This is a genomic window from Microbacterium lacusdiani, assembly GCF_054779895.1.
In genome coordinates this window covers 1-25,977 of record NZ_BAAGXJ010000004.1, presented here as the reverse complement: position 1 = coordinate 25,977, position 25,977 = coordinate 1, and the positions used below count along the sequence as shown (strand labels likewise).

Sequence of the window (25,977 nt, the reverse complement as noted above, 5' to 3'; positions counted from 1 at the left end):
CGCGAGGTCAGAACGTCGGGCGCATCCAGCTCGAACGGCCCTCGGCACGCAGCGCGGCCGCCTCGGGCGACTGCTCGGGGGCCGTGCCGGCGCGCAGGGTGTCGTCGCGCACGGCGTCGCGCGCCCGGCGCCGCTCACGCAGCCGCCACATCACCGCGCCGCCCAGGATCGCCGCCAGCAGCGCCGCCCCGCTCAGGGTCAGGATCTCCATGGCGCCACGGTACCGGCGCCGCCCGCACCGGGAAAGGACGCCGCCGAGGTGCCCGGGTGGTCAGATGACGTCGGCGCTGAGGCGGTCGGGGTTGCCGAAGCGGTGGGCGGTGATCGTCACGGACTGCTCGCGCAGGAACGGCAGCAGCTCGATCCGGCCCGCCGTGGTGACCTCGCCCGCGTAGACCGCAAGATCCGGGTCCCCGGCGACCGCCTCGGCCAGCGCGGCGTGGAGACGGGCGACCGACTCGGGCGAGCCCACCAGGCGCACGCGGGAGGGGCGCGGGCGGTCGGAGAGGAGGTCGGTCATGTCCTCGTCGGAGGCGCTCTCGCCCTCGCCGGGCTCGGGCTCGGGCTCGTCGGGAGCCGGCTTCGGCTCCGGCTTCGGCCCGCTTCGCTCGCTCAGCCCGTTTCGACTCCGCTCGCTGGCGCTCGCTCCGCTCAACGACCGGGGGGAGGTGACTGCGTTCATGCGATCGATCCACTGGTCGTCGGTCTCGACGTGCACGGGGACGTCGAGCTGGCCGAGCGCGCGGCGCACCGCCGCCGGGAGTCCCACCGGGGTCGACAGGACGAAGTCGCCGCCGGTGCGGACGCCGGCGATCACGACGCGCAGCACCGACTGCCACGTGGCGTCCGCCGTGGCCCGCACGGCGACCGGCACGGGCCGGTAGCGGAACAGGTTGCGCTCGACGCCCAGCCGCGAGACGTCCTTGACCCGGCCGAACTCGCGGTCCCACGCGACGGCGTCCGAGAGCGCGGCGCGGCGCAGCCAGTCGAACTCCTCGTAGCTCAGCGACGGCTGGGCGGCCTCGATCACGGCCGCGATCCGGGTGTCGAGCCCGCGCAGGTGCAGCGAGCGACCCGACGGCCCGCCCGACGAGGGGCGCCACGATCCGAGGCCGATCAGGTAGTTGGGGCCGCCGGCCTTCGCCCCCGCGCCGACCGACGAGCGCTTCCAGCCGCCGAACGGCTGCCGCTGCACGATCGCACCCGTGATGCCGCGGTTGACGTACAGGTTGCCCGCCTCGACCGTCTCGAGCCACAGGGCCAGCTCGTGCGGATCCTGCGTGTGGAGCCCGGCGGTGAGGCCGTAGTCCACGGCGTTCTGCAGCTCGATCGCGCGCGCGAGGGTCGGCGCGTGCATGATGCCGAGCACCGGGCCGAAGAACTCCTCCCGGTGGAAGCGGGATCCGGGCTGCACGCCCGTGCGGATGCCGGGCGTCCAGTACCGGCCCTCCCCCTCCCATCCGGTGTCGCGCACGCGATGCGGCTGCACGAGCCAGCGCTCGCCCTCGTCCAGCGTGGTGAGCGCCCACTCGAGCTTGCCGGTCGGCTCCTCGATGACCGGGCCGATCTCCGACAGCGGATCCGACGGCGGGCCCACCCGCAGGGAGCGGGTCGCGTCGACCAGCTGCCGCGCGAACCGCTTGGACCGCGCGACCGGGCCGACCAGGATCGCGAGGGACGCGGCCGAGCACTTCTGGCCCGCGTGGCCGAACGCGCTCTTGACCAGGTCGGCCACGGCCAGGTCGAGGTCGGCCGACGGCGTGACGACGATGGCGTTCTTGCCGCTGGTCTCGGCCAGCAGCGGCAGGTCGGGACGCCAGCCGCGGAAGAGCTTGGCGGTGTCCCACGAGCCGGTCAGGATGACCCGGTCGACCGCCTCGTGCGCGATGAGCCGGCGCCCCAGGTCACCGGAGCCGCGATCGCCCTCGGAGAGGTGCACGAGCGCCATGACGTCGCGCGGCACGCCGGCGTCCCACAGCGCCTCGGCGACCACGGCCGCGCAGCGGCGGGCCTGATGGGCGGGCTTGAACACGACGCCCGATCCCGCGGCGAGCGCGGCCAGCACCCCGCCCGCGGGGATCGCGATCGGGAAGTTCCACGGCGGCGTCACGACGGTCAGGCGCGACGGCTCGAACACCGCGCCGGGCACCCGGTCGAGCTCGCGCGCGGTCGCGGCGTAGTAGTTCGCGAAGTCCACGGCCTCGCTCACCTCGGTGTCGGCCTCGGCGAACACCTTGCCGGTCTCCGACGCCGCGACCTCGATCAGCTCGCCGCGCCGGGCCTCCAGCGCTCGGGCGGCGCGCCGCAGCACCTCGCCGCGCTCGGCGGCCGGACGCCGGCCCCAGTCCTCCCCCGCGGCGCGCACGCGGGCCACGAGGTCCTCGAGCGCCTCCGCGTCGGTCACGCGCGCCGCCGCGATCGTGGCATCGCCCGCGGTCGACCCGGGGATGCGCGCCAGGATCTCGCGGGCCCACGCCCGGTTCGCCGGCAGCGCGGGGTCCGAGTCGGGCGCGTTGCGGAAGCCCGGCGCCCCCTCGGCGCGGGCGCCCTCGCGCCGCGCGAACACCGCGGTCTCCACCCAGTCGTCGCCGAGGCCGCGGAACTCCACGGTCGGGTCGTCGATCTCCTCGTCGCCGAGCGCCGGCGATCCGGATCCGCGCGCGATGTCGAGCACGGCCTGCGTGAGATCGTCGTCCGCGCGCTCCGCCGCATCCGCGTCCGTGGCCGGCGCCTCGGCCCGGTCCTGCGCCCGGTTCGGCCCGGTCGGCAGCGTCGGATCGGCCGCGCGGCGCACGGAGGCGACGAAGCGGTCCCGCTCCCGGATGAACAGGGCGCGGTCCTCGTGCATGCCGAACGCGGCGGACAGGAAGTTCTCGCCCGACGCGGCCTCGTCGAGGCGCCGCACCAGGTAGCTGATCGCGACGTCGAACTCGTCGGGCCGGACGACCGGGACGTAGAGGAGCACGTGGCCGACCTCGCGGGACACGGCGGAGACCTGCGCCTGCGCCATGCCGAGCAGCATCTCGAACTCGACGTCGTCCCTCACCCCGCGCTCGCCCGCGAGCAGCCACGCGTAGGCGATGTCGAAGAGGTTGTGCCCGGCGACGCCCACGTGGACCCCGCGCGTGTGCTCGGGCCGGAGGGCGAAGTCGAGGCACCGCAGGTAGGACGCGTCCGTGTCGAGCTTCGAGTCGTGGGTGGCGAGCGACCAGCCGTGCATGATCGCGTCGACGCGCTCCATCGGCAGGTTCGCGCCCTTCACCAGGCGGATCTTGACTGGAGCGCCGCCCGCGTCCACCCGCTCGTTCGCCCACGCGGTCAGGCTCTCCAGGGCGGGGACGGCATCGGGCAGGTACGCCTGCAGCACGATGCCGGCGCGGTAGTCCATGAGGTCCTGGTCCTCGAGCAGGCGCCGGAACACCGCGATCGTCAGGTCGAGGTCGCGGTACTCCTCCATGTCGAGGTTGAGGAACGTGCCGTGGTCAGCCGCCGTGAGGTACAGCGGGCGCAGCCGCTCGACCACGAGATCGACCGTCTCGTCGAACGCCCACATCGACAGGTGGCTCGCGATGGCGGACACCTTGACCGACACGTAGTCGACGTCGGGGCGCCGCACCAGCTCGTGGATGCCCGCGAGGCGCCGCATCGCCTCCTGCTCCCCGAGCACCGCCTCGCCGAGCAGGTTGAGGTTGAGGCGCGCCCCGCTCTCGCGGATACGCTCGATCGCCGGGCCGAGCTTCTCGGGGCGGGCGTCGACGATCAGGTGGCCGACCATCTCGCGCAGGATGCGGCGCGCGGCCGGCACGACCGCCACGGGCAGCACCGGCGCGACCGCACCCCCGGCGCGCACGGCGCCGCGCAGGTACCAGGGCAGGAAGTCCGGCACGAGTGGGGCGATCCGGTTGAGGTTCGCCGCCGCGGCCGTGAGGCTCTCGGGGCGCATGACGCCGTCGACGAAGCCCAGCGTGAACGGCAGGCCGTTCGGGTCCTGCAGCACGCCGGCCAGCCGGCGCGCCGAGGCGTCGGTCTCGGTCTGCGCCGCCTCGCTGACCCAGCGCTGCGCCAGGGCGACGGCGTCCGCGACGAGATCGCCGGATCCGGCGGGAGCAGGCGCGGGCGGGCCCGGATCCGGAGCGCCGGATCCCGAGGACGGGTCGAGGACGTCGGCCATGCGATCAGCCTAGGTCGGCCCGCGGCGCCGCGCAGGGTTCTCCACCGCCGTGCCGCGGACGGCGGTGGGCACCTCTGTCGCGCGCGTGCGGGCGCGCGCACGGGCATACTGACCACATGCGCGAGGGGGAGGCGTTGACGCACGCGGCCGACGTCGCCGCACCCGCGGCGGCGCCCGAGGATCCCGCGTCGGCGCAGAAGCGCACGACGCCGCGGCAGTGGATCAAGGTCGCGGCCGGAAAGGTCCCCGCGACGTGGATCACGGTCGCCGCGACGTGCGTGTTCCTGGGCGCGACGGCCGGCTTCGGCGGGCTCGCGGACGCTCCGGTTCCCGAGCCGGAGCCTCTGCCGGTGCTCGCGGCGGGCGAGACCCACACGAACCAGCAGTTCGACATCACGGTCGAGCGGGCGGTGCTGATCGACGAGCTTCCCGGATCGGGCACCTATCCGGAGGAGGGCGAGCGCGTCCTGGCGGTCGTCGCGACCCTGCAGAACATCACGGACGACCCGCTGCTCAGCTCGCAGTTCAGCGAGGCGACGTTCACGATCGAGGAGCCGCCCGCCGAGCGCCCCTCCGGCGACGAGGCGACCAGCTCGATCGCCCGCGTCGACGACTCGACCCTCGCGCCGTGGCTGCAGCCGGACGTCCCCGTGCAGGTCGTGGTCAGCTGGCCCGTCCCGGCCGACCTGCTCGGCGCGGGCGACCTCGTGCGCCTCACGCTGTCCGACTACGAGCGGTACGACTGGGCGCGGCTCGGCGGCAGCGAGGACGACCACAGCTGGGTGGATCCCGCCCCGGCCGCGTACGTCGACCTCGAGATCGAGGATGTCGGAGCGGGCGCGGACAGCGAGGAGGACGGCGGATGAGCCCCCTGAGCGCGACGCACCTGCACTCGGCCGGGCGCTGGGCCATCGGCGTCGGCCTGGTGGCCGCGGCCTGGGGCGTCATGGCCCTGACTCCGGACACCGACTTCCCCAAGCAGCCGTTCCCCGTGGTGGCGACGCTCGGCGAGCCGGCGGAGGCGCGCAACCTGCGCCTGACGGTCCTGGAGGTGTCGGGCGCATCCGAGCTGTCCGACGCGCACGGCTGGAGCGGCCCGGGCCCGTGGCTGCTCGTGGAGTTCGAGGCCGAGGCGGTGTCGGAGGAGGCCACGGCCTCGCTGCAGCGCATCGAGCTGCGGATCGGCGACCGCACGTACCGCGCGACCGACCGCCCGCTGTTCGCGGCGCCGCGAGAGCGCCTCCGGATCGGCCTGCCGGCCACCGCGACCGCCGCGTTCGAGCTGCCCGCCGATGCGCTCGAGGACAGCGCGCAGAATCGCCGCGCGGTCGTGAGCTTCGCCTACGACGACATCAACAGGCAGCTCGACTCGGTCGTCACGCACGAGGTCGACCTGACGCAGATCTCGTTCGCCGCGCCCGCGGAGATCCCCGATCGGGAGTGGTCGCGATGAGCTGGTGGCGCCGCAACGGGCTCGCGCTGGGCGCGCTCGCCGCGCTGATCCCCGCCGCGGTGATCGTGATCGGCGGGCAGGAGTGGATCACCTACTACGGCTACCGGCCGATCTCGCCGATCGAGGTGCCCGAGGGCGAGTCGGTCGAGTTCGCCGGCGCCACGTTCGGCGACGCCCGGCTGACGGACGCGACGGCCGAGTTGACCGACCAGATCCCGGCTGACGCGAAAGTGGTCGTCGTCGAGATCGCGGTGCGGCCGGGCGCGGAGCCTCCGATGTGCGACCTCACGCTGCGCGAGGCCTCCGGCGCTCGCCACTGGGAGCGCGCGTCATCGCCGTCGGGACCGCTCGACTGGGACGGAACCGACTACTGCCCGTCGGACAGCACCGCGCCGTACCTCATCGAGGCGCCGTTCCTCCTCCCGGAGGATGCCGAGGGCCCGTTCGTCGCGGAGCTCGTGGTCGCGGACGAGCTGCCGCGGTTCCTGCGCCTCGAGGTCGGCGACTAGGCCCGCGCTCCCGGCGCGCGCGGGATCGGCGGCGCCCCTGGAATGGGCGGCGCACCGGGCACCGGCGGTGTGCCCGGGACCGGCGGCGCACCCGCAGCGGGCGGAACCGGCGCATCCGAGCTCGGCGCCGACGGCGTCAGCCGCTGCAGCGTGGCGTCGTAGGCGGCCGCGACCAGGGCCACCACGATCGGCTGGAGCAGGATCTCCGGGATCTCGCCCAGCGAGTTGCCGATCGCCAGCCAGAACGTCGCGAAGTCCTGCGGCCCGATGAGGCGCGTGATCGCCCACCACACCGGCACCTCGAGCGCCCCGACGATCGTGAACAGCAGGACGTATCCGCCGACGAGCACGGGGCCCGCGCGCCACATCAGCACGATCGCCTTCCAGATCGGCTCGAAGCGCGAGGTCGTGAGCTTCGACGCGTCACGCACCACGCGCCGGAACGGCGCCCGCAGTGATGCGTAGCGTCGCTTCACGCGGTCGAACCCCATGCCCGAGAGCTCGGGGGCCTTCGCGGCGACGGCGTGGCCGTAGATCGTGCCCGCGACGGTCAGCCAGGCGATCGGCAGCAGCACGACGCCGCCCGTCTCGCCGACCAGCCAGACCAGCCCGTCCCACACCCACACGACCGGGAACAGCGCCTCGGCCAGCCACTCGCGCAGGTCGGCCAGCCACACCATCGCGACGCGTCCGGCGATCCACCCGCGCACCGCGTTCAGGATGTCGATCAGCAGCATGAAGGTGAACGTGACCCAGAGGCCCTCGAGGTACACCGTGACGGGGACCAGCCAGCGGCGCTTCTTCGCCCACTCGCGCCCGAGCAGCCACCGCACCGCGAACGCCGCCGCGACGATCGCGATCGACACCGGGGAGAGCACCATCTCGCCGGGGACGTAGTCCCACTCGCGCGGCGCCACGCCGGCCTCCGGCGGGGCGAAGGCCTCGACGGCCGTGATCTCCGTGCGCACCTCCAGCGCACGGAGGATGAACGCCCACATGTCGTCGGTCATGTAGCTGTACGCCGTGTACAGCGCGATGAACGGCAGCATGCCGCCGAGCATCATCCGCCCGAACTCGCGCCGGCGCTCGGCGCGGTCGACGGACCGCGGCACGAGCGCGTCGAGATGGCGCAGCCCGTCGCGCACGACCGCGAACATCGCCACGTACGCGACGAGGCGTGCGATGGGGGCGAGCGGCAGCAGCAGCGCGCCGCCGAGGTCGCTGAAGGCCCCCACCCAGCCCGCGAGCTGGATCGCCGCATAGTGCCCGATCGTGCCCGCGAGGTACCACGCGAGCAGCGCGGGCCAGTGGGCCGCGAGCAGCCGCCCCGTGGTGGCGAGGATCCCGAGCACGGGATCACGGTACCGCGCGGGATCCGTATGGACCGAGGACCGCGCATGGGGGCACCTCTGCGTCGCGAGACGGCGAGGCGTGCTCAGTCTCCCGTGACCTCGGCGACGAGGCGGCGGCTGCGCGACCCGTCGAGCTCGGCCCACGCGTCGGCGAAGCCGGCCCGGGCGGCCGCCTGCCGCTGCGCGAGCGCGCGATCGAGCTCCGTGCCGGCCGCCGCGGCGCCCGCGTGATCGGCGGCCTCGCGCACCAGGGCCCGCTGCGCCACCGCGTCCTGGTGCGCGCCGAGCACGTCCTGCAGGCGCTTGAGCATCTCGATCAGGGCGTCGCGCGCCTCGGGGTCGGTCAGCCCTCCGAGCCGGTCGAGCAGGTAGCGCAGCTCCTTCGCGCGCTTGCGGAGGGTGTGGAGGTGCTCGGCCGGCGAGGCGTCGTCGATCGCGCGGCCGACGCGCGCGACCCGCTTCCACGCGGTCGCGATGCAGCGTCCCGCCACCCGGCGCGCGGACCGCGCGGCGTCCGGGCCGTCGCCGGGCACGGCCAGGTCGCGCCGCCATCCGGCCATCAGCGCGGCGAAGCGCGCCGAGCGCAGGGTCCGCACGAGCGCGCCCCTCGCGCTCGCTCGGCGCCGCACCAGCCGGGCCCGCACGGCGGCGAGCGCGGCGGCGTCCTCGGCCTCCAGGTCGTCGAACCCGGCGAGCAGCACGTCGAGGTCGCGCAGCAGCGAGGTCCGGTCGGCGAGACGCCCCAGCTCGGCCCGGCAGCGGTCGCGCGCCTCCCTGGTCAGCACGCGGCGCCCGGTCCGGACCACCGCGCGGGCCTGGCGCACGGCCACCCGCAGGTCGTGCAGCAGCTCGGGATCCCCCGAGCGGCAGACGCCCTCCGCGGCATCGGCCACGGTGTCGTGCAGCCGCGCCAGGACGTCCGCGAAGGCCTCGCCCGCGGTCAGCGTGCTCGCCATGGGCCCGAAACTACCCGCGTTCCGGGCGGCGGCGCACCACCCCGGGCCCGGTCGTCCGGAAGGGGTCAGCGCCAGTCGCTGGGCGCGGGACGGCGCGTCGACGGCAGCGCCGCGTGCTCCGCCCACTCGTGCAGCCACGCGGGCACCTCTGGCAGCTCGTCGGGCAGGTCCACCGCCGCGAGGACCTCCTCGAGCGGGACGGTCCCGCCGCTGCGCCGCAGCATCCGAGCCCGGATCACCGCGCTGGCGTAGATCTCGCCGCGCACGACGGCGCGGTGCTCGAGGTAGAGGGCGCGGTCGTCGTGGCCGATCCAGCGCGTCTGCACCTCGAACCGCTGCCAGAGGTTCAGCGACTTGCGGAAGGTCACCGTCTCGCTGCTGACGACGGGGTACCAGCCGCGCTCGTCCATGGTCGCCATGAGGTCGGTGCGGATCATCAGGTCCCAGCGGCCGAGGTCGAACAGGGACAGGTAGCGGCCGTTGTTCATGTGGCGCAGCACGTCGATGTCGGTCGGCAGGGTGGTGAGACGCACGCGTCCCACCGCGGTCATCGGAAGGGGCCCCTCGCGCCGGCGGCGCAGCCGCGCGCGGAGCATGGCGATGAGGGTCCGCCAGATCACGTTCACAGGTCGCGATGCTGGCACATCCGACCCGGATCCGGGGCGTCCGTTGTCCGGCTCCGACAAGCGCCCCAGCCCGATCCGGTGGGCGCATGTCTCCGCTCGACGGCGCCGATTTCCGGCCGGGGCGGACGATGCGTAGAGTCTGGCCATGGCGACCGTTACCCCCACCGATCTGCTGATCCGACCGATCCGCGACGTGGACGCCGAGGCCATGGGCCGCGTGCACGCGAAGGTCTGGCACGAGACCTACGACGGCCTCATCTCGAGCGCGACCCTCGAGAACGTCTCACCCCGCCGCATGGCGGAGCTGTGGACGCACTACACCTCCCAGAGCGACGAGATCCGGCACGCCGCCGCGCTCGTGAACGGCGAGATCGTGGGCTTCGCGGCCTCGGGTCCCGCGCGCGATCAGGACGCCCCGGCTCCGCGCGAGTTCTACTTCGTCTACCTGCTGGACTCGTGGCACCGGAAGGGCATCGGCCGCGCGCTCTTCGACGCGGTCGTGGACGACGGCGAGCCGCTGTACCTGTGGCTGGCGGAGCGGTACCCCGGCGCCCGCGACTTCTACGAGAAGCGAGGTTTCCGCCTCGACGGCGCCCGGCGCGACGAGCCGTTCCTCGGTGAGACGCTCACCGAGGTGCGGTACGTGCGTCCCTGACCGTGCTCACGGTCTGGCCGATCTCGGGGATCCCCGAGATCACCGCCGGCACGGACCTGGTCGAGGTCATCGCGGCCGCACTCGACGGCTCGGCTGAGCCGCTGCGGGACGGCGACATCCTCGTCGTGACCAGCAAGATCGTCTCCAAGGCGGAAGGCCGCTTCGTCGAGGCCGACGATCGCGAGGACGCGATCACGGCCGAGACCGTGCGCGTCGTCGCGACCCGCGCGTCGGAGTCCGGGCACGTGACGCGGATCGTGGAGAACCGCCTCGGCATCGTGTCGGCCGCCGCCGGCGTGGACGCGTCGAACACCCCCGAGGGCACGGTGCTGCTGCTCCCCGTGGATCCGGATGCGTCGGCGCGGGCGATGGCGGAGGGCCTGCGCGAGCGGCTCGGTGTGGGAGTGGGCGTGCTCGTCTCCGACACGCTCGGCCGCGCCTGGCGCGACGGCCAGACGGATCACGCCATCGGGGCCGGCGGCGTTCACGTGTTCGAGGACCTGCGCGGCACGACCGACGCGCAGGGCCGGCCGCTGCACGTCACGCTCCCCTGCGTGGCGGACGAGCTGTGCGCCGCGGCGGACCTCGTCAAGGGCAAGGCCACGGGCCTGCCGGTCGCGGTCGTCCGCGGACGCGGCGACCTGGTCGGCCCCCTCGACCTGCCCGGCGCGCGCATCATCCCGCGCACGGGCCCGCGGGACATGTTCCGGCTCGGGGCCGACGAGGCCTACGCGGAGGGCTACGCCGCCGGCTCGGCCGCCGCCGCGGGCGGCCGCTCGAACACCACGTCGACGAAGTAGCTGCTCGCACGGTACGAGCTCTGCGGGAAGCCGCCGCCGTACACGTACCGCCCGTTCGCGGCGCCCGCCGTCAGCGGGCCCGCGGACACGGCACCGCCCGCGAAGTAGTCGGTCGTGACCGCGTACCCGCCCGACGGGGCGAGGTAGGAGACGACGTACGACGTCCCGGCGGACACGGCCACGGGCGTGTCGAAGTACGCGGTCTGCCACCCGATCCCCGCGTCGGCCGGGAACGTGACGGTGGCCAGCGCCTCGCCGCCCGCGCTCCACAGCGTGCCGGTGTGGGGTCCGGTGTTGGTCTCGCCCCGGTAGAACCGCACGCCGGTCACGAGCCCCGCCTCTCCGGGCGTGAACTCGAGCCCGAGCTCGGCGCGCGAGCGGTCGCCCGCCGAGGCTGTCGCCGGCCTCTGCCCCGCGAACAGCGTGCACGGGCACCCGTCCGGGGCCGCGGTCTCGAACGTCCAGGTCGCCGGCGGCCCGCCGGTGCCCGTGACGTCGACCGTGTACCGGGTCTTGGCCGCGAGGGGGCCGTCCGGGTCGAACGCGAGCACGCGGCCGTCCGCCGAGACCGAGGTCGCGCCGGGCACCGCTCCGGCGGCGGAGGTCACGGTCAGGGTCGCTCCCGCCGCGACGGGGATGTCGAAGCGCGCCGTCACGACCGCGTCGGCGGCCGCCCCCAGCGCGCCGGACTCGGGCGTCGCCTCGAGCAGCGCCGGGACGGGGTCGTCCGGGTGGAACAGCACGTCGACCAGGTACTGGCCCGCGCCGCGATCGCCCGGGAATCCGCTGCCGTACGTGTAGGCCCCGCCGTTCGCCGGCACGCTGAGGGGTCCGCGCGCGTATCCGGACGCGAAGGTGCCGGCCGTGTACGCGTACCGTCCCGCGGGCGCGCGGTAGGACGCGATGTACTCGACGCCCGGCTGGACGGCGACCGGCTGCGCGAACGTCACGGTCTGCCAGCCCTGCGTGCTCTCGTCCGCAAAGGCCGCCTCCGCGAGTCGCGTGCCGTCCGCCGCCCACAGCGCCCCCGTGTGCGCGCCCGTGTTCCCGGGCCCCTTGTAGAACCGGACCGCGCTGATCCGCCCCGGATCCCGGACCGTGAACCGCACCCCCAGCGTGACGGGACCGGGGTCGGGCACCTCGAGGATCGTCGGCTGCGCGCTCTCGGCGAAGAGCGAGCACGGGCACTCCCCCTCGGGCCGGTCCGCGGGCGCCGTCGTGAACGACCACCCGGCCTCCCCCTGGATGCCCTCGCCGCGCGAGTCCACGGCCTCGAGGGCGATCGTGTACCGGGTGCCGTGCGCGAGCGGCTCGGCCGGGGCGAAGGTCGCCCGGCGGGCGGTCGCGTCGTACGCGACCTGCCCGGCCACCGCGGTGCCGTCCTCGGCCGTCACGGCGATCCGCAGGGTCGCCGGATCCACCGGCTTCGACAGCGTCGCGCCGATCTCGGCGCTCACCGCCACGCTGCTCGAGCCCGGCGGCGGGGTGCGGGAGCCGAGGGTCAGCGGCAGGTCCTCGGGGGTGCTGAACAGCACGTCCACGAAGTAGTGGCTCGATCCGTAGCGGAGCGACGGGTCCGCGCCCGGCCACGCGTACACGCCCGCGGCGGGGACCCCGAACCCGCCCGCGACGCTGAGCGGGGGCGCCTCGAGCCCGCGCGACCAGAACACGTCGGCGGCGGCCGAGTATCGGCCGACGGGCGCGGTGTACGACACGACGTACGCGGCCCCGGCGGTCAGCGGGACGGGCGTCGCGAAGGTCGCGGTCTGCCATCCGGTGGCCGTCTCGTCGCGGAAGGTGACGGCGCTCAGCCGCTCCCCGTCGGCCGACCAGAGCGAGCCGACGTGGCTTCCGGTGTTGCCCGGGCCCTTGTAGAACCGCACGCCGGACGCGTACCCGTCTATGCGCGGCGAGAAGCGGAGACCCAGCTCGACGCCGGAGCTGTCGTCCAGCGCGGGCTGCGCCGGCACCGCGGAGCCGAAGACGCTGCACGGGCAGCGCACGTCCACGTCGACGCGGGCGGGCTCGCCGATGTTCGCGCTGTCGTCGATCGCGCGGGCGAGCAGCGGGACGACTCCGGCGCCCTGCTGGATGTACTCGTAGGTCCACCGGTCGCGGCCGTCCGCCGGGTGCCAGGTCGCGCCGCCGTCGGTCGACACCTCGACGCCGGCGACGCGCCCGCCGCCCGCGTCGGCAGCGGTGCCCGTCGCGACCACGGCGGCGCCGTTCGCGACGTCCTCCCCCGGCGCGGGCGCGGCGATCGCGACCGTCGGGGCGGTCGTGTCCGCGGACGCGGCGGCCCGGACCAGGCCGTCCTGGAGCGTGACGGGCTGGGCGCCCATGTCGGCGAGCAGATTCACGGTCGCCTGCTGCATGCGCGGATCGGCGGGCGCCCCGGCGCCGTCGTGCGTCTGATCCAGTCCCCATGCCCACTGCACGCTCGCGGACGAGAACACCAGGGCGCCGGAGGGCGCGCGGTACAGGGTCGTGTGATGCGTCGTGGATCCGGGCGCCACCCGGCTGCCGAAGTCCTGCAGGTACTCCGGCACGTCGCCGACCGTGGTCGACAGGCGGATGAGCCCCTCGGGCCGGAACCCGTTGTCCAGGTCCTCGTTCGACTCGTACCCGACCGTGTGCGGCGCCAGCTGGGCGCTCGTCCCGGGCGGCAGGTCGGCCAGCGGCGTGTGGCGCCACAGCCGCAGGCGCCCCTCCTCCGCCGACACCGTCACCGGCAGGTCGGAGTAGTTGACCATGTAGGCCGTGCCGGTCAGGGCGTTCTCCGGCAACCCGCCGCCGCGCTCGGGCGGCGCGAACCGGGGATCGCGCCAGGTCCCCGTCCACTCCGGCGAGGGGTCGATCTTGCCGCCGCTCCACGTCTCCTTGTACGAGGTCATGGTGCGGTACGGCGGAGCGCCGCCGGGCGCCGCGCTCTCCCAGCGGATGCGCCAGTAGGCCTCGTTGCCGGTGAAGAACGCGAGGTGGACCCCGGCGTCCCGCGCGGCCTCGATGTTCGCGCGCTGCGGCCCGGACCAGTACTCGTCGTGCCCGGTCGAGGTGAAGATCCTGTGGTTGCGGATGAGCTCGCCCCGCCGATCCGAGTCGACCCCGGTCGTGTAGCTCACGTCGTAGCCGTTGCGTTCGAGGAAGCGGACCATCGCGTACTCGGAGGAGAAGTAGAAGTCGCGGCCGGACATCACGCCCCGCGTCGCGAACGGGCGGTTGTAGCTGACCTGGTACGCCCGGCCGTCCATGCCGCCCTGGTAGAAGCTGCGCCCGCCGTAGGTGTTGTAGGCGTGCCACGTGGTGTCGGAGGTCTGGAACAGGATGTCCGAGTCGCTCGCGTCGTCGCGCACGACGAACGTGATGTGGCTCGCCCCGTCCGTGTCGGGGCGATGGAGCTTCGCGACGTACACCCCCGACACCGCGGTCGCGGGGACCTGCCACGTGGCGGAGACCGCCCATGTGCCGCAGTCGTAGAGGTCGGTGGTCTCGTCCGGCGCGCAGTCGGGCTGCCGCTGGGGCAGCGCGGCCGACGGCTCGACCGTCGCGATCTCGCGCGCGCCCCTGCCCTGGTACCACCCGGTCCGGTAGATCGTGATCGAGTAGTCGCGCGCGGTGGTGTCGATCTTGAAGTCGATGCTCCCGCCGACGTTCACGCTGATGTCGGTGGCGAACCCCTGGATGTCGTCGGAGCCCGCGCCGGAGATGTCCCAGACCTCGGGGTCGGTGCCGGGCTTGGAGTTCTCGCACGCGATCTCGTTGCCCTCGGGCCCGCACGGCCCCGATGCGGCCGCGGCGGGCGATGCGAACGGCAGCGCGAGCGGCCCCAGGAGCAGGCCGACCGCCAGGATCGCCGCGAGTCGTCGTGACTGCGCTGGTCTCGTCATCGTTCCTCCGCTGTCGAGGGGCCGCGATGGGGCCCGGCCGCCGTGCGCGGCGTGTATCAGGAGCGGCCGCGGCGGCTCCTGATACACCGACATGCGCAGACGAGCCCGCGCCCGCGGGCCGCGCGGAGGGGATGACCGGGATGCCAGAGGCGGACGACGGCACGGCGCGCGGCGAGGCGCACCCGCGCCGCGCCGCCCTGATCCGGCTGGCGGCGGCCGTGGCGATCGGCGCCGCGATCGGCGTGGGGCTCTTCGTCTGGGCCGGCTCGCCCGGCGGCGGCGATGATCGCCCCGCGGTCGAGGGGACCGGCGGCGACGCGACGCGCACGGAGGCCCCCGCGGACGAGGGCCGGCCTGCCGACGAGGCTCCGGACGACGACGCCGACGGCCCCTCGCCGGACGACCGCTCCGCGGATGGAGGCGATCCCGGGGACTCGGACAGGGACGAGCCGGGCGCGAACAGCCCGGGCATCGAGATGGCGCCCGAGCCGGATCCGTCCGCGTCCCCGCCCGGCAGCGTCGGCGAGCTGCCGCCGCGCCCGGACCTCGAGATCCCCGCCGGACCGGACGCGCCGGTGTCGGAGGTCGACGGCCTGGTGGACGGCTTCCCGGTCGAGGTCATCGCGGTCGCCCGCACCGCCACGGTCCTGTCGTCGTCGGTGTCGAGCGACGGGAGCCGGCTGCACGCCTCGGTCGAGGCGACCGACTCGCGCTCGGTCGCGGAGGTGATGGACGCGTACACCGGCCTGCTGGGAGAGCTGGGCTTCACCTGGACCACGATCGGCGCGACCGACGGCGGCACCGCGATCTCCTTCACCCGCGAGGGCCACGTGGTCGTGGTCAGCGCGCGGCCCGAAGCCGAGGGCTCGCTGTTCACCGTCCTGGGCATCCTGGACGAGGCGGGCTGACCCGCATGTACATCAGCCTGCGCGACCGCCCGAAGGCGGAGCCCGTCGGGCGCGCCCGCCGCGGGCGCGTCTCGTCCACCGTCGTCACGCTCGGGGTCGTGTCGCTGCTCACGGACATCTCGTCCGAGTCGGTGGCGGCCGTCCTGCCGCTGTACCTCACGAGCGCCATGGGGCTTTCACTGCTGGCCTACGGCGTCGTGGACGGGATCTTCCAGGGGGCGAGCGCGGTGGTGCGCATCGGCGGCGGCTGGGTCTCCGACCGCACCGACCGGCCGAAGTGGGTGGCGTTCTGCGGCTACCTGCTGTCGGCGTTCAGCCGCGGCTGGCTCGTCGCGGCGCAGGGCTTCGCGGCGGTGGCCGCTCTCGTCACGATCGACCGGATCGGCAAGGGCATCCGCACCGCGCCCCGCGACGCGATCATCGCGGCGAGCGCCGATCCCGACGACCAGGCGCGCGCGTTCGGCGTGCACCGCGCCCTCGACACGGTCGGGGCGGCCCTGGGCCCGCTGCTCGCGTTCGTGATCCTCGCGGTCGTCCCGGGCGGATACACGGTCGTGTTCGTGCTGTCGCTGGGGTCCGCGGTCGTCGGCGTGACGATCCTGGGGCTGCTCGTCCCGGATCGCCGGCCGCGACGGGAGCGCGCGGCGACCGGCACGCGGCCCGCGCCGTTCCGCTGGCGGCACCTGGCCGAGCCGCGCCTGCGCCGGCTGCTCGTGGTCGTGGGCGCGCTCAGCCTGCTGACGATCGGCGACGGGTTCCTGTACCTGTCCCTGCAGGACCGCGACGACTTCGCCGCGCACTGGTTCCCCCTGCTCTACGTCGGGACGAACGCCGTGTACATCGCGCTCGCGGTCCCCCTCGGGCGGCTCGCCGACCGGTGGGGCCGCACCCGCGTGCTCGTGCTCGGCCACCTCGGCCTGCTCGGCGCGTACGCGTGCGCGCTCGTGCCTGCCCAGGGCGCCGGCCCGACGCTGGCGTGCCTCGCGCTGCTCGGGGCCTTCTACGCCGCCACCGACGGCGTGCTGGCCGCCGTGGCAGGCTCGCTCGTGGACCCGGCCGCGCGGGCGAGCGCGATCGGCGCCGCGCAGACCGTCGTCGCGGTGTGCCGGATGGTCGCCGCCACGGCGTTCGGCGCGCTCTGGTTCGCGCTGGGGCGCACGGAATCCCTGCTCGTGGTCGCGATCCTGCTGGCGCTCGCCGTGCCGTGCTGCCTGATCGCGCTCTCCCGCCTCGCCAGGCGGAGCCGCCCCGCGGAGGCGGCTCCGTGAGCGCGCGGACGCCGGGCGACCGGGTCCGCGGCCTGCTCGTGGCGGCGGTCGTCGTCGCGGCCACGGCCGGCGTCGTGGCGGTCGGCCTCGGCGCCTACGCCGACCACGTCGCGGTCCGCGACACGGCGGCGCCGGTCCCGCGGATGGAGGTCGCGGACGTCGAGGACGGTCCGCGCGTGGTGTTCCGCAGCACGGCGCCGGGGGCGGAGTACGGCAGGGTCGCCATGGTGCCGCTCGCCGATCCGGTCGGGCCCCGCGCATTCACCGACGTGACGTGCGAACGCGTCGACGTCGGCGGCGACCGCGTCGCCTGCCTGCGCACCGAGCGCGGCGTCGTGACGACGTTCGCGGCGCAGCTGCTGGACGAGGGGTGGCGGGTCGCGGGATCCTGGCCGCTCGCCGGCCTGCCCAGCCGCACCCGCCTGTCGGACGACGGCGCGCTCGTCGCGACGACGACCTTCGTGACGGGCCACTCGTACGCCGGATCCGGGTTCTCGACGCGCACGGAGATCCGCTCGGCGAGGGACGGCGAGGTCGTGGCCGGCGATCTCGAGGAGCTCGCGCTGCTCGTCGACGGGCGTCCGCTCACGGCGGCCGACCGCAACCTGTGGGGCGTGACCTTCGCGGGCGGCGACGCGTTCTACGCGACCGCGGCCTCGGGCGGGCGGACCTGGCTGGTCCGCGGCGACCTCGCGGAGCGCACCCTCACGGCCGTGCGCCCGGACGCGGAGTGCCCCTCGATCTCGCCGGACGGGACCCGGCTCGCGTACAAGAAGGACCGCGGCGAGCGCGACTGGGGCATCGCGGTGCTCGACCTGGAGACCGGCGAGGAGCTCATCCTGCCGGAGGCCCGGTCCGTCGACGATCAGCTCGAGTGGCTGGACGACGAGACCCTCCTCTACGGCCTGCCGCGGCCTGACGAGCCGGGCGCCGCCGACGTCTGGTCGATCCGCGTGGATCCGTCGGCGGAGCCGCGGCTCTTCCTGCCGCACGCCTGGTCGCCCGCGGTCGTCCGCGGCTGAGCTGCCCGGGCGGGCGGCGGCGGGTGTCCGGGCACCGCACGGAGCACCTTCCCGCGCGCGCATCGCGCTGGATACTCGCCGCCATCGGCCGGCGGCGCGACGAGGCGTCCTCCCCGAAGAGCGGGCCCGGCCGAGCCGGTCGAACCCGGCCGGCTTCGCCCTTCGACCGGAGACAGGGATGAATCGCGAGGTGATCGGAGCTGCGTGCGCCACCGCGCTCGCAGCCGGACTGCTCGGCCTGGCCGGAGCCCCGGCGAGCGCCGCGGGACCGGAGCAGAACTACCTCGTGGTCGGTCCGCAGAGCGGCGGCACCGCCTCGGCCCAGGCCCACGTCAAGGCCGCCGGCGGCACCGTCGTGGCCGCCTACGACCAGATCGGCGTCGTCGTGGCGACGTCCACCGCGCCGGACTTCGCGTCGCGCGTCGGCGGAGGCCTCCAGGTCGCGTCGACCGAGGGGCTCGGCACCCCGCTCGACGACGAGGAGACCACGGCGGTCGACCCGGCGGCGCTCACGCCCGGCGACCCGACGGCCGAGCCGCTGTGGGGCCTGCAGTGGGACATGACCCAGATCGACGTCGACGACGCGCACGCCGTGACCACCGGCGACTCGTCGATCGTGGTGGGCGTGCTCGACCCGGGCATCTCGCCCACGCACCCGGACCTCGCCTCGCAGATCGCGGCCGACCACGGCATGCCGATCACCAACAACAGCTACTTCATCGATCCGTGGGAGTTCAACTGCGTGAACGACCCGCGCCAGCGCCCGGTGTGGCTCGCGGTGCAGCGCGCGATCGCGTACTCCACCGCGAAGGGCGCGCTGACGATCCCGTCGGCCGGCAACAGCAACGTCGACCTCGCGCACACGTTCACCGACTCGCACAGCCCGAACGACGGCAGCTACCCCGTCGAGGACCGCACCATCACCGGCGCGTGCCGCGACCTCCCCGCCGAGGCGCCCGGCGTCATGACGGTGTCGGCCGTCGGACCCGCCGAGCTGAAGAGCTACTACTCGTCGTGCGGCATCGGCGTGGTCGACGTGGCCGCGCCCGGCGGCGACAGCCGCTGGCGCAACCCGGCGGTGTCGAACCCGGCGGACGCCATCCTGTCGACCACGTACAACGCGGCGACCGGCGTCAACGGCTGGGGCTACAAGCAGGGCACGTCGATGGCGAGCCCGCACGCCGCCGGCGTCGCGGCGCTCGCGCTGTCGGCGAACCCCGGGCTGTCGGCCGGACAGCTCAGCGCGCTGGTGGAGAGCCAGGCGACGCCGCTGCCGTGCCCCGAGGGCGTGTACGACCCGCGCCCGGGCCTGCCGCAGTACCAGGCCGAGTGCCAGGGCGGGGCCCGCAACGGCTTCTACGGAGCCGGCAACGTCGACGCCCTCGCGGTCGTCGACTGATCCCCGCCGCGGAGGGGCCGGGCGCGCGATGCCCGGCCCCTCCGTCGTCCCCGGCGGCGGCGTCGGTGCCCGAACGAGACTGGTCACGGGTGACGAGACTGGTGTCGGCGACACCAGTCTCGGGCCCCGGGACCAGTCTCGTTGGGGAGGGCGGGCGACGACCGGGGCGGGACGTCTCGCGGGCGGGTCGCTCACAGGGGCGGATGGCGTGGCGATCCGTTCACGGGTGCGGGAATCCGCGAGACGGCAGCGCGGGATGCGCCACCGTGGAGCCCATGACGTCGCGATCGCCCCTGGTCCGCACCGACCGCACCACCTCCCCGCAGCAACGGGCGGGCACCAGGGCCCTGCGGCGCGGTGTCCGCGCGCGCTCCGCGGAGTGGGCCGCCCTTTCGGGCCACGACCGCTACCGAGAGCGTGTCCGCGCCGCGGCGCTGGCCCTGGACGATCCGCTCTTCTCGTTCGAGTCGGCGGCCGTGCTGCTGGGCCTGCCTGTGTTCGGCGAACCGCGGTACATCCATCTGTTCGTCTCCGGCGCCGCGCATTCGTACCGGCAGGGTGACATCCAGTCCCACACCGGCGTGGACGGGCGGGACGAGGTGATCGTCGACGGGGTCCGCGTCACGTCGTTGATCGACACCGTGATCGACCTGATCCGGGTGCTGCCCCTCGCGTTCGGCGTCGCCGTCGTCGACGCGGCCCTGCGGATGGGCGTCTCGGTGGACGACGTGCGGGATCGCCTTCTCACGCAGCGCAACCCGCGCGGCGCGGCGCGGGCGCGGGAGGCGCTGAAGCTCAGCGATGCGCGCTCCGAGTCGGTGCTGGAGAGCATCAGCCGCGTGGTCATCCACCTGCTGGGCTTCGAGGCTCCCGAGCTGCAGGTCTCGTTCATGATCGACGGACGCGAACGGCGCCCCGACTTCTTCTGGCCGGGCGCGCGGATCGCGGGCGACGCTGACGGCGACGCGAAGTACTTCCTCGGCGATGCGGATGAGACCCGTCGGCGCGTGCGGGACCAGCGGCGCCGCGACATCGAGCTGCAGCAGGTGGCGGACCGCACCCTGCACTGGGAGTGGCCCGAGGCGACGCATCCGCCGCGTCTCGAGCGGATCCTCGCGAGCGCCGGCGTGCCCCGCATCCGTCCTGCCGATCCGCGCGTCACCACGGCGGTCACGAACACGGCCCGCACACTCCGCCGACGCGATGTCCCCTCCCCCGCGAACGAGACTGGTCACGGGTGACGAGACTGGTGTCGGCGACACCAGTCTCGAGCCCCGGGACCAGTCAACGCACGTGCGCCGAGCGACCGCGCGCTCCGGACCTCAGCGGTGCCTGAACTCGGGAGCGCGCTTCTCGCGGAAGGCGGCCATGCCCTCCTTCTGGTCCTCCGTGTCGAACATCGCCGCGAACAGGTGCTTCTCGAGCCGCAGCCCCTCGCGCAGCGGCACCTCGAGAGCTCCGTCGAGCGCCTCCTTCGCCGCGTAGACCGCGGGCAGCGGCTTGCCGGCGATCGCCTCGGCGAGCTTCCCGGCCTCGGCGAGCAGCTCCGCGGCCGGCACGATGCGCGACACCAGGCCGATGCGCTCGGCCTCGGTAGCGTCGATGATGCGCCCCGACAGCACGAGCTCCGCCGCCTTGAAGTAGCCGACCGCGCGCACGAGGCGCTGCGTGCCGCCCATGCCCGGGATGACGCCCAGCGTGATCTCCGGCTGGCCGAACTTCGCGGTGTCGGCCGCGAGGATGACGTCGCACATCATGGCGAGCTCGCACCCGCCGCCGAGCGCGTAGCCGGAGACGGCGGCGATCACGGGCGTGCGGACGTCGGCGAACGTCTGCCAGCCCTGGAAGTGATGGCCCACGGCGATGTCCCGGCCGTGCAGACCCTCCATCTCCTTGATGTCGGCGCCGGCGGCGAACGCGCGCTCGGAGCCGGTCACGACGATCGCGCCGATGCCCTCGTCGGCGTCGAACGCGAGCGACGCGTGCACGATGTCGCGCATCACCTGCGCGTTCAGGGCGTTCAGGGCCTCGGGACGGTGGACCGTGATCCATCCGACGCGGCCGCGCGTCTCGACCCGGATCGTCTCGTACGGGGTGTCGGTCATCGTGCCTCCTCGCTGAGTGTGCGAGTCCAGCATGCCCCACGGACCGCCCGCCCGGATCCGTGCCGTGTCGCGTCGTTCACCTCGACGAAACCTCCGGGACGTAAGACTGGACACGCGCGTCCGATCGGTCGCGCGTCACCCCGCCCCCGGAGGACCGCGATGCCATCTTCCCTCAGCCGCCGATCGCCTCTCGGCCGCCGCCTGCTCGCCACCACGGCCGCCGCCGCGACCGCCGGCGCCCTTGCGCTCGTGCCGTTCGCCGCGCACGGTGCGACCGGCGAGGACGACATCACCGAGGTGAAGGTCCTCACCATCAACGACTTCCACGGCCGCATCCAGGCCAACCGCGACGAGGCCGGCGCCGCCGTGCTCGCCGGCGCGGTCGCCCAGTACCGCGCCGCGAACCCGAACACGCTGTTCGTGTCGGCGGGCGACAACATCGGCGCGTCGACGTTCACGTCGTTCATCGCCGACGACGAGCCGACGATCGACGCGCTCGCGGCCGCCGGACTCGACCTCAGCGCGGTCGGCAACCACGAGTTCGACCAGGGCTACGACGACCTGATCGACCGGGTGATCCCGAGCTACGGCGGCGAGGACTACGCGCTCGGCGCGAACGTGTACCTCAAGGGCACGAAGGAGCCGGCGCTGCCGGAGTACGCGATCCGCGAGGTCGACGGCGTGCGGATCGGCTTCATCGGCACCGTCACCTCCGACACGGGCATCCTCGTGAGCCCGGCCGGGATCTCCGAGATCGAGTTCGGCAGCCAGCTGGAGGCCGCCGGCCGGGTTGCCAAGGAGATCGACAAGCAGACCGACGTGATCGTGCTGCTGTCGCACTCGGGCGCCGAGAGCGCGGACTGCGCCGGCATCGCCGCCGAGCAGTCGGAGTACGGTGAGCTCGTCCGCGAGGCGTCCTCGCGCATCGACGCGATCGTGTCCGGTCACACCCACCAGCTGTACGCGTGCGAGATCGCCGACCGCGCGGTCATCCAGGCCCACCAGTACGGCACGACGCTCGGCGCGCTGGACATCGTCGTCGACACGAAGAACGACAAGAACAAGGTCGTGTCGGTCACCGGCTCGACCGTCGACCTCGTCGGCGGCGGCACGGTGTACCCGCCCGACCCCGAGGTCCAGGCGATCGTCGACGCGGCCGTGGCCGAGGCCGAGGTGCTCGGCTCGGTCGAGGTCGGGAAGATCTCGGCGGACATCCTGCGCGGCGGCGACCCCGCCGGCTCGGACCGCGGCGTCGAGTCGACCATGGGCAACCTGGTCGCCGACATCTACCTGTGGGCCACGAGCGAGTACGAGAACTACGGCGGCACCGTGCCCGCGCAGATCGCGCTCATGAACCCGGGCGGCCTGCGCGACGACCTGCGGTTCGAGGGCGACGGGACCGTCACCTACGCGGACGTCGCGGCCGTGCAGCCGTTCGGCAACACGCTCGTGACGCTCACCCTCACGGGCGCGCAGCTCGAGCAGGTGCTCGAGGAGCAGTGGCAGCCGGGCAGCGAGCGGCCGAAGCTGCACCTGGGCGTCTCCGAGGGCTTCTCCTACGAGTACGTCGAGGACGCGCCCGCGGGCGAGCACATCGTGTCGATGAGCTACCAGGGTGCGCCGATCGCGCCGACCGACGAGTTCGTGATCGTCACCAACTCGTTCCTCGCGGCGGGCGGCGACGGCTTCGCGACCCTCGCGGACGGCGCCGGCACGGCCGACTCGGGCCTGGTCGACCTGTCGGCCACGGTCGACTACTTCGAGGCGAAGCAGGTCGTCGACCCGGCGCCGCTCGGTCGCGCGATCGTCAGCGGGACCACCGCACCGTGACACCGCTCCTGCGTCGTCGACAGGGGGTCGCGCCTTCGGCGCGCTGACGACGCAGTGGTCCGGGTGAGGCACTCCCCGGACGATGAGGCCCCCGCCGTTTTCGGGTGACGGCGGGGGCCTTTCTCTGTCCTGCGGCTCGGCCCGTCAGCGGGTGGGGCGCATCCGGACGTCGCCAAAGCGCTGCGCGATCGGAGCGATCAGCCGGTCCCGCGCGGCGATCCATCCGGCGGCCATCGCGAGCAGCGACAGCACGAAGATCCAGAAGCCGGTCCAGTTCACGGCGTCCTGGCCGCCGTACATGGTGTTGAGGTTGCGCAGCGCGTCGGTCGCGAGCACCAGCCCGACGTGCACGATCACGAAACCGACGAAGAACAGCATCACCGGGAAGTGCAGCGCCTTGGCGAGGTCGAACGGGATCGCCCGGTTGAGCCTCTCGGCATCGCGCGGCCAGAACGCGCTGAGTCGCGAGCCCGTGACGATCGCGAGCGGCGACGCCACGAACACGATCGCGAAGTAGAAGAGCTGCTGCAGGCCGTTGTAGCCGGTCCATCCGCTGTGCGTCGGCCAGTCCAGCGACGTGTACTGGATGAGCGCCGACAGCGCGTGCGGGAAGACGTCCCAGCTGGTCGGGATCACGCGCACCCAGGCCCCGGTCGCGAACAGCAGCACGACGTACAAGAGCCCGTTGGCGATCCAGAGCAGGTCGATCATGATGTGGAACCACATCGTCAGGCTCATCCGGCGCTTCTTCACGCGGCGAGACGTCCACAGCCCGCTCGGGGTCTTCTCGCCGCGGATCCGGATGCCGGACCGGATGATCAGCAGCAGGAAGAACCCGTTCAGGAAGTGCGTCCACGACAGCCAGGCCGGGATGCCGACGCCCATCCCCTCGGGCATCGGCGCGGTGCCGGGGTACGCGGCGAGGAACGCCTCGACCGGCTCGAGCGAGGCGATCCAGCGGGTGAGGAACACGACGACGAAGGCGCCGAGCGCGAGCGTCGCGGCCCCGAAGAGCCCGTAGACGACACGCAGCGGCATCGGAAGGCGGGCGAGGGTCACCAGAGCATCATGCCAAGCCGCGCCCGTGAGCACGGTGCGACCGCGACACAGGACGACACACCGCGGGGCTCAGGCCGTGGTGGCGGCCGCGGCGGCGGCCTGGTCCTCCTCCGTGGCGACCAGCTGGCCGCAGGCGCCGTCGATCTCCTTGCCGCGTGTGTCGCGGATCGTGGTGGGCACACCGGCGTCGTTGAGGCGGCGCACGAACTCCTGCTGCACCGAGCGCTCCGACGCATCCCACACCGAGCCCGGCGTCGGGTTCAGCGGGATCGGGTTGACGTGCACCCAGCCGCGGCCGCGCGCGTTGAGCTTCTCGGCGAGCAGGTCGGCGCGCCACGCGTGGTCGTTCATGTCGCGGATCAGCGCGTACTCGATCGAGACGCGACGCCCGGTCTTGTCGAAGTACTCGCGCGCGGCGTCGAGCACCTCGTCGACCTTCCAGCGCGAGTTCACCGGGATCAGCTCGTCGCGCAGCTCGTCGTCGGGAGCGTGCAGCGACAGCGCGAACGTCACGGGGATCTGCTCGTCCGAGAGCTTCCGGATGGCCGGGGCCAGGCCCACGGTCGACACCGTGATGCCGCGCGCGCTCATCCCGAGCCCGTCCTTCTTGTCGACCATGACCCGCACGGCGTGCATCACGCGCGCGTAATTGGCGAGGGGCTCGCCCATGCCCATGAACACGATGTTGGTGACGCGCTCGTCCGCGTGCTCGCGGCACCCGAGCTCGCCGTTCGCGATCGCCCGGTTGGCGCGCACGATCTGCTCGATGATCTCGGCCGACGACATGTTGCGCGTGAGCCCCGCCTGACCGGTGGCGCAGAACGGGCAGTTCATGCCGCATCCGGCCTGCGACGAGACGCACAGCGTGATGCGGCCGGGATAGCGCATGAGAACGGACTCGACCAGCGCGCCGTCGTGCAGCCGCCACAGGAACTTGATCGTGTCGCCCTTGTCGGTCTCGAGCCGGCGCACCTCGGTGAGCAGGTTCGGCAGCATCCCGGCGACGAACTCCTCGCGGCCCGCGGCCGGCAGGTCGGTCATGTCGGCCGGGTCGCTCGTCCAGTGCTGGAAGTAGTGCTTCGCCAGCTGCTTGGCGCGGAAGCCGGGCAGGCCGAGCTCCTTCACCTTCTCGACGCGGGCCTCGGGCGTGAGGTCGGCGAGGTGCACGGGCGGCTTGCCGCGCTTGGGGCTCGCGAACTGCAGCAGCGGGCGGCCGGTCTCGTCCTTCTTCTGCTGCCAGCCCTCCGTCTGCGGCCGGACCTGACGGACGCCCGTGGCGCGCACGGCCGTGTTCGCGGGGCGGATGGGGGCGTCGCTCATGCGTCCAGCGTAGAGCGACGCCCCTGCGAAGCGCCTGCGCCCGCGGGTCAGGCGCGCGCGAGCAGGTGCGCGCGGTCAGGCGCGCGCGAGCGCGCCGTCGCTCGCCGTCATCTTCGGGCAAGGGGGATTCAACGGAGCGGCATCCGCAAGAAGCACTTCACGCACACGGAAATAGATGTCCGACTGTGCGACAGGATTATGATTGGTTGATCTGGGCTTTATGCGGAAGCATTGCAATTAGTTCCGCAGTATGCTCAAAGTAGTCCTATGACACCCGGCAAGTACCGACTGCCGAGCGTCGACTTCGACTCTCCGCTCGTACAGCTGATCGTCGATCTCGAGCGTCTACGAGGGAACCTGGGGTACGGAACGACGCGCACCGAGCTCCTCGGGGAATTGCACGCGCTGTTCCAACTCATGTCGAGCGTCATCTCGGCACGCATCGAAGGCAACAGGACGACGATCTTCGATGCCATCCGCGACGCGAACGCCACGACCGGCGGAGCGTCCGAGCAGCAGCGCGAGATCACGAACCTCCTCGGCGCCATCGCCTTCATCGAGTCGACTCCACCAGATCAGCCGCTGAGGTGGCGTCCCGCATAGTGGTGTAACCGTTCGGTGGCCGGCCTCGTTGTGAACGTGGGCGCGGTCACCGTG

The 25,977-nt window shown here is 73.6% G+C and carries 21 protein-coding genes; 12 read left to right on the top strand and 9 right to left on the bottom strand.

Annotation, left to right across the window (positions count from 1 at the left end):
* Positions 1–7: 7 nt before the first annotated feature.
* Positions 8–211 carry a hypothetical protein gene (locus ACYVGN_RS05310; RefSeq protein ID WP_055993497.1) on the bottom strand — a complete coding sequence of 68 codons (204 nt, stop codon included), beginning with the start codon at positions 209–211 and terminating at the stop codon, positions 8–10.
* Between the two features lie 60 nt (positions 212–271).
* Entirely contained in the window at positions 272–4,171 is a 3,900-nt protein-coding gene (locus tag ACYVGN_RS05305; protein ID WP_460789273.1) for a proline dehydrogenase family protein, read from the bottom strand.
* Between the two features lie 116 nt (positions 4,172–4,287).
* Between ACYVGN_RS05305 and ACYVGN_RS05300 the strand changes: the two genes are divergently transcribed.
* From ACYVGN_RS05300 to ACYVGN_RS05290, 3 genes are read left to right on the top strand one after another with little or no spacing between them, the layout of a single operon-like run.
* Positions 4,288–5,037 carry a hypothetical protein gene (locus ACYVGN_RS05300; RefSeq protein ID WP_460789271.1) on the top strand — a complete coding sequence of 250 codons (750 nt, stop codon included), beginning with the start codon at positions 4,288–4,290 and terminating at the stop codon, positions 5,035–5,037.
* Complete coding sequence (locus ACYVGN_RS05295; RefSeq protein WP_460789269.1) at positions 5,034–5,624, top strand: hypothetical protein; 591 nt, start codon at positions 5,034–5,036, stop codon at positions 5,622–5,624. The genes ACYVGN_RS05300 and ACYVGN_RS05295 overlap by 4 nt, the downstream gene beginning before the upstream one ends.
* Positions 5,621–6,133, top strand: a complete 513-nt coding sequence (locus ACYVGN_RS05290; protein ID WP_460789267.1) for a hypothetical protein — start codon at positions 5,621–5,623, stop codon at positions 6,131–6,133. Before ACYVGN_RS05295 ends, ACYVGN_RS05290 begins: the two co-directional genes overlap by 4 nt.
* On the opposite strand, the gene ACYVGN_RS05285 is transcribed toward ACYVGN_RS05290, so the two are convergent.
* The 3 genes from ACYVGN_RS05285 to ACYVGN_RS05275 form a co-directional block, all read right to left on the bottom strand.
* Positions 6,130–7,485 carry a hypothetical protein gene (locus ACYVGN_RS05285; RefSeq protein WP_460789265.1) on the bottom strand — a complete coding sequence of 452 codons (1,356 nt, stop codon included), beginning with the start codon at positions 7,483–7,485 and terminating at the stop codon, positions 6,130–6,132. The genes ACYVGN_RS05290 and ACYVGN_RS05285 overlap by 4 nt on opposite strands.
* An 83-nt stretch (positions 7,486–7,568) precedes the next feature.
* The gene (locus ACYVGN_RS05280) at positions 7,569–8,441 is read right to left on the bottom strand and encodes a CHAD domain-containing protein (RefSeq protein WP_460789263.1); all 873 of its coding nucleotides are present in this window, start codon (positions 8,439–8,441) and stop codon (positions 7,569–7,571) included.
* A 65-nt stretch (positions 8,442–8,506) separates the two neighbouring features.
* Positions 8,507–9,067: a thioesterase family protein gene (locus ACYVGN_RS05275; protein ID WP_460789261.1), complete on the bottom strand. Its 561-nt coding sequence runs from the start codon at positions 9,065–9,067 to the stop codon at positions 8,507–8,509.
* A 145-nt stretch (positions 9,068–9,212) separates the two neighbouring features.
* Here ACYVGN_RS05275 and ACYVGN_RS05270 point away from each other — a divergent pair, with 145 nt between their 5' ends.
* Positions 9,213–9,722, top strand: coding sequence for a GNAT family N-acetyltransferase (locus ACYVGN_RS05270; RefSeq protein WP_134746896.1), 510 nt, complete (start codon positions 9,213–9,215; stop codon positions 9,720–9,722).
* 2 nt (positions 9,723–9,724) lie between these two features.
* On the top strand, positions 9,725–10,522 hold the full coding sequence (cofE, locus tag ACYVGN_RS05265; RefSeq protein ID WP_055993481.1) for a coenzyme F420-0:L-glutamate ligase: 798 nt from the start codon (positions 9,725–9,727) through the stop codon (positions 10,520–10,522).
* Here cofE and ACYVGN_RS05260 read toward each other — a convergent pair.
* Positions 10,462–14,409, bottom strand: coding sequence for a DUF4082 domain-containing protein (locus ACYVGN_RS05260; RefSeq protein WP_460789258.1), 3,948 nt, complete (start codon positions 14,407–14,409; stop codon positions 10,462–10,464). The two genes, cofE and ACYVGN_RS05260, sit on opposite strands and share 61 nt — an antisense overlap.
* A gap of 140 nt (positions 14,410–14,549) precedes the next feature.
* Between ACYVGN_RS05260 and ACYVGN_RS05255 the strand changes: the two genes are divergently transcribed.
* The 5 genes from ACYVGN_RS05255 (at position 14,550) to ACYVGN_RS05235 (ending at position 20,247) form a co-directional block, all read left to right on the top strand.
* Entirely contained in the window at positions 14,550–15,317 is a 768-nt protein-coding gene (locus tag ACYVGN_RS05255) for a hypothetical protein (RefSeq protein ID WP_460789256.1), read from the top strand.
* 5 nt (positions 15,318–15,322) lie between these two features.
* A complete protein-coding gene (locus ACYVGN_RS05250) occupies positions 15,323–16,585 on the top strand; it encodes an MFS transporter (protein ID WP_460789254.1) in 1,263 nt (420 codons plus the stop codon).
* A complete protein-coding gene (locus ACYVGN_RS05245) occupies positions 16,582–17,607 on the top strand; it encodes a prolyl oligopeptidase family protein (RefSeq protein ID WP_055993473.1) in 1,026 nt (341 codons plus the stop codon). Before ACYVGN_RS05250 ends, ACYVGN_RS05245 begins: the two co-directional genes overlap by 4 nt.
* A 178-nt stretch (positions 17,608–17,785) precedes the next feature.
* On the top strand, positions 17,786–19,006 hold the full coding sequence (locus ACYVGN_RS05240; protein WP_460789252.1) for a S8 family peptidase: 1,221 nt from the start codon (positions 17,786–17,788) through the stop codon (positions 19,004–19,006).
* Positions 19,007–19,281: 275 nt separating this feature from the next.
* Positions 19,282–20,247 carry a hypothetical protein gene (locus tag ACYVGN_RS05235; protein ID WP_460789250.1) on the top strand — a complete coding sequence of 322 codons (966 nt, stop codon included), beginning with the start codon at positions 19,282–19,284 and terminating at the stop codon, positions 20,245–20,247.
* A gap of 81 nt (positions 20,248–20,328) precedes the next feature.
* On the opposite strand, the gene ACYVGN_RS05230 is transcribed toward ACYVGN_RS05235, so the two are convergent.
* A complete protein-coding gene (locus ACYVGN_RS05230) occupies positions 20,329–21,111 on the bottom strand; it encodes an enoyl-CoA hydratase-related protein (RefSeq protein WP_460789248.1) in 783 nt (260 codons plus the stop codon).
* A 159-nt stretch (positions 21,112–21,270) separates the two neighbouring features.
* On the opposite strand from ACYVGN_RS05230, the gene ACYVGN_RS05225 reads away from it, so the two are divergent.
* Positions 21,271–22,941, top strand: a complete 1,671-nt coding sequence (locus ACYVGN_RS05225) for a bifunctional metallophosphatase/5'-nucleotidase (protein WP_460789246.1) — start codon at positions 21,271–21,273, stop codon at positions 22,939–22,941.
* A 144-nt stretch (positions 22,942–23,085) separates the two neighbouring features.
* Here the strand turns inward: ACYVGN_RS05225 and ACYVGN_RS05220 are convergent, their stop codons facing one another.
* Entirely contained in the window at positions 23,086–24,000 is a 915-nt protein-coding gene (locus ACYVGN_RS05220; protein WP_460789244.1) for a cytochrome b/b6 domain-containing protein, read from the bottom strand.
* Between the two features lie 69 nt (positions 24,001–24,069).
* Complete coding sequence (rlmN, locus tag ACYVGN_RS05215) at positions 24,070–25,320, bottom strand: dual-specificity RNA methyltransferase RlmN (RefSeq protein WP_460789242.1); 1,251 nt, start codon at positions 25,318–25,320, stop codon at positions 24,070–24,072.
* Between the two features lie 267 nt (positions 25,321–25,587).
* Between rlmN and ACYVGN_RS05210 the strand changes: the two genes are divergently transcribed.
* Positions 25,588–25,923, top strand: coding sequence for a hypothetical protein (locus ACYVGN_RS05210; protein ID WP_460789241.1), 336 nt, complete (start codon positions 25,588–25,590; stop codon positions 25,921–25,923).
* Positions 25,924–25,977: the final 54 nt, after the last annotated feature.

Bases quoted from the DNA above. Each gene is read 5' to 3' on its own strand.
- ACYVGN_RS05310 (WP_055993497.1), bottom strand. From the start codon at position 211: ATGGAGATCCTGACCCTGAGCGGGGCGGCGCTGCTGGCGGCGATCCTG.
- ACYVGN_RS05305 (WP_460789273.1), bottom strand. From the start codon at position 4,171: ATGGCCGACGTCCTCGACCCGTCCTCGGGATCCGGCGCTCCGGATCCG.
- ACYVGN_RS05300 (WP_460789271.1), top strand. From the start codon at position 4,288: ATGCGCGAGGGGGAGGCGTTGACGCACGCGGCCGACGTCGCCGCACCC.
- ACYVGN_RS05295 (WP_460789269.1), top strand. From the start codon at position 5,034: ATGAGCCCCCTGAGCGCGACGCACCTGCACTCGGCCGGGCGCTGGGCC.
- ACYVGN_RS05290 (WP_460789267.1), top strand. From the start codon at position 5,621: ATGAGCTGGTGGCGCCGCAACGGGCTCGCGCTGGGCGCGCTCGCCGCG.
- ACYVGN_RS05280 (WP_460789263.1), bottom strand. From the start codon at position 8,441: ATGGCGAGCACGCTGACCGCGGGCGAGGCCTTCGCGGACGTCCTGGCG.
- ACYVGN_RS05270 (WP_134746896.1), top strand. From the start codon at position 9,213: ATGGCGACCGTTACCCCCACCGATCTGCTGATCCGACCGATCCGCGAC.
- ACYVGN_RS05260 (WP_460789258.1), bottom strand. From the start codon at position 14,409: ATGACGAGACCAGCGCAGTCACGACGACTCGCGGCGATCCTGGCGGTC.
- ACYVGN_RS05255 (WP_460789256.1), top strand. From the start codon at position 14,550: ATGCCAGAGGCGGACGACGGCACGGCGCGCGGCGAGGCGCACCCGCGC.
- ACYVGN_RS05250 (WP_460789254.1), top strand. From the start codon at position 15,323: ATGTACATCAGCCTGCGCGACCGCCCGAAGGCGGAGCCCGTCGGGCGC.
- ACYVGN_RS05240 (WP_460789252.1), top strand. From the start codon at position 17,786: ATGAATCGCGAGGTGATCGGAGCTGCGTGCGCCACCGCGCTCGCAGCC.
- ACYVGN_RS05235 (WP_460789250.1), top strand. From the start codon at position 19,282: ATGACGTCGCGATCGCCCCTGGTCCGCACCGACCGCACCACCTCCCCG.
- ACYVGN_RS05230 (WP_460789248.1), bottom strand. From the start codon at position 21,111: ATGACCGACACCCCGTACGAGACGATCCGGGTCGAGACGCGCGGCCGC.
- ACYVGN_RS05225 (WP_460789246.1), top strand. From the start codon at position 21,271: ATGCCATCTTCCCTCAGCCGCCGATCGCCTCTCGGCCGCCGCCTGCTC.
- rlmN (WP_460789242.1), bottom strand. From the start codon at position 25,320: ATGAGCGACGCCCCCATCCGCCCCGCGAACACGGCCGTGCGCGCCACG.
- ACYVGN_RS05210 (WP_460789241.1), top strand. From the start codon at position 25,588: ATGACACCCGGCAAGTACCGACTGCCGAGCGTCGACTTCGACTCTCCG.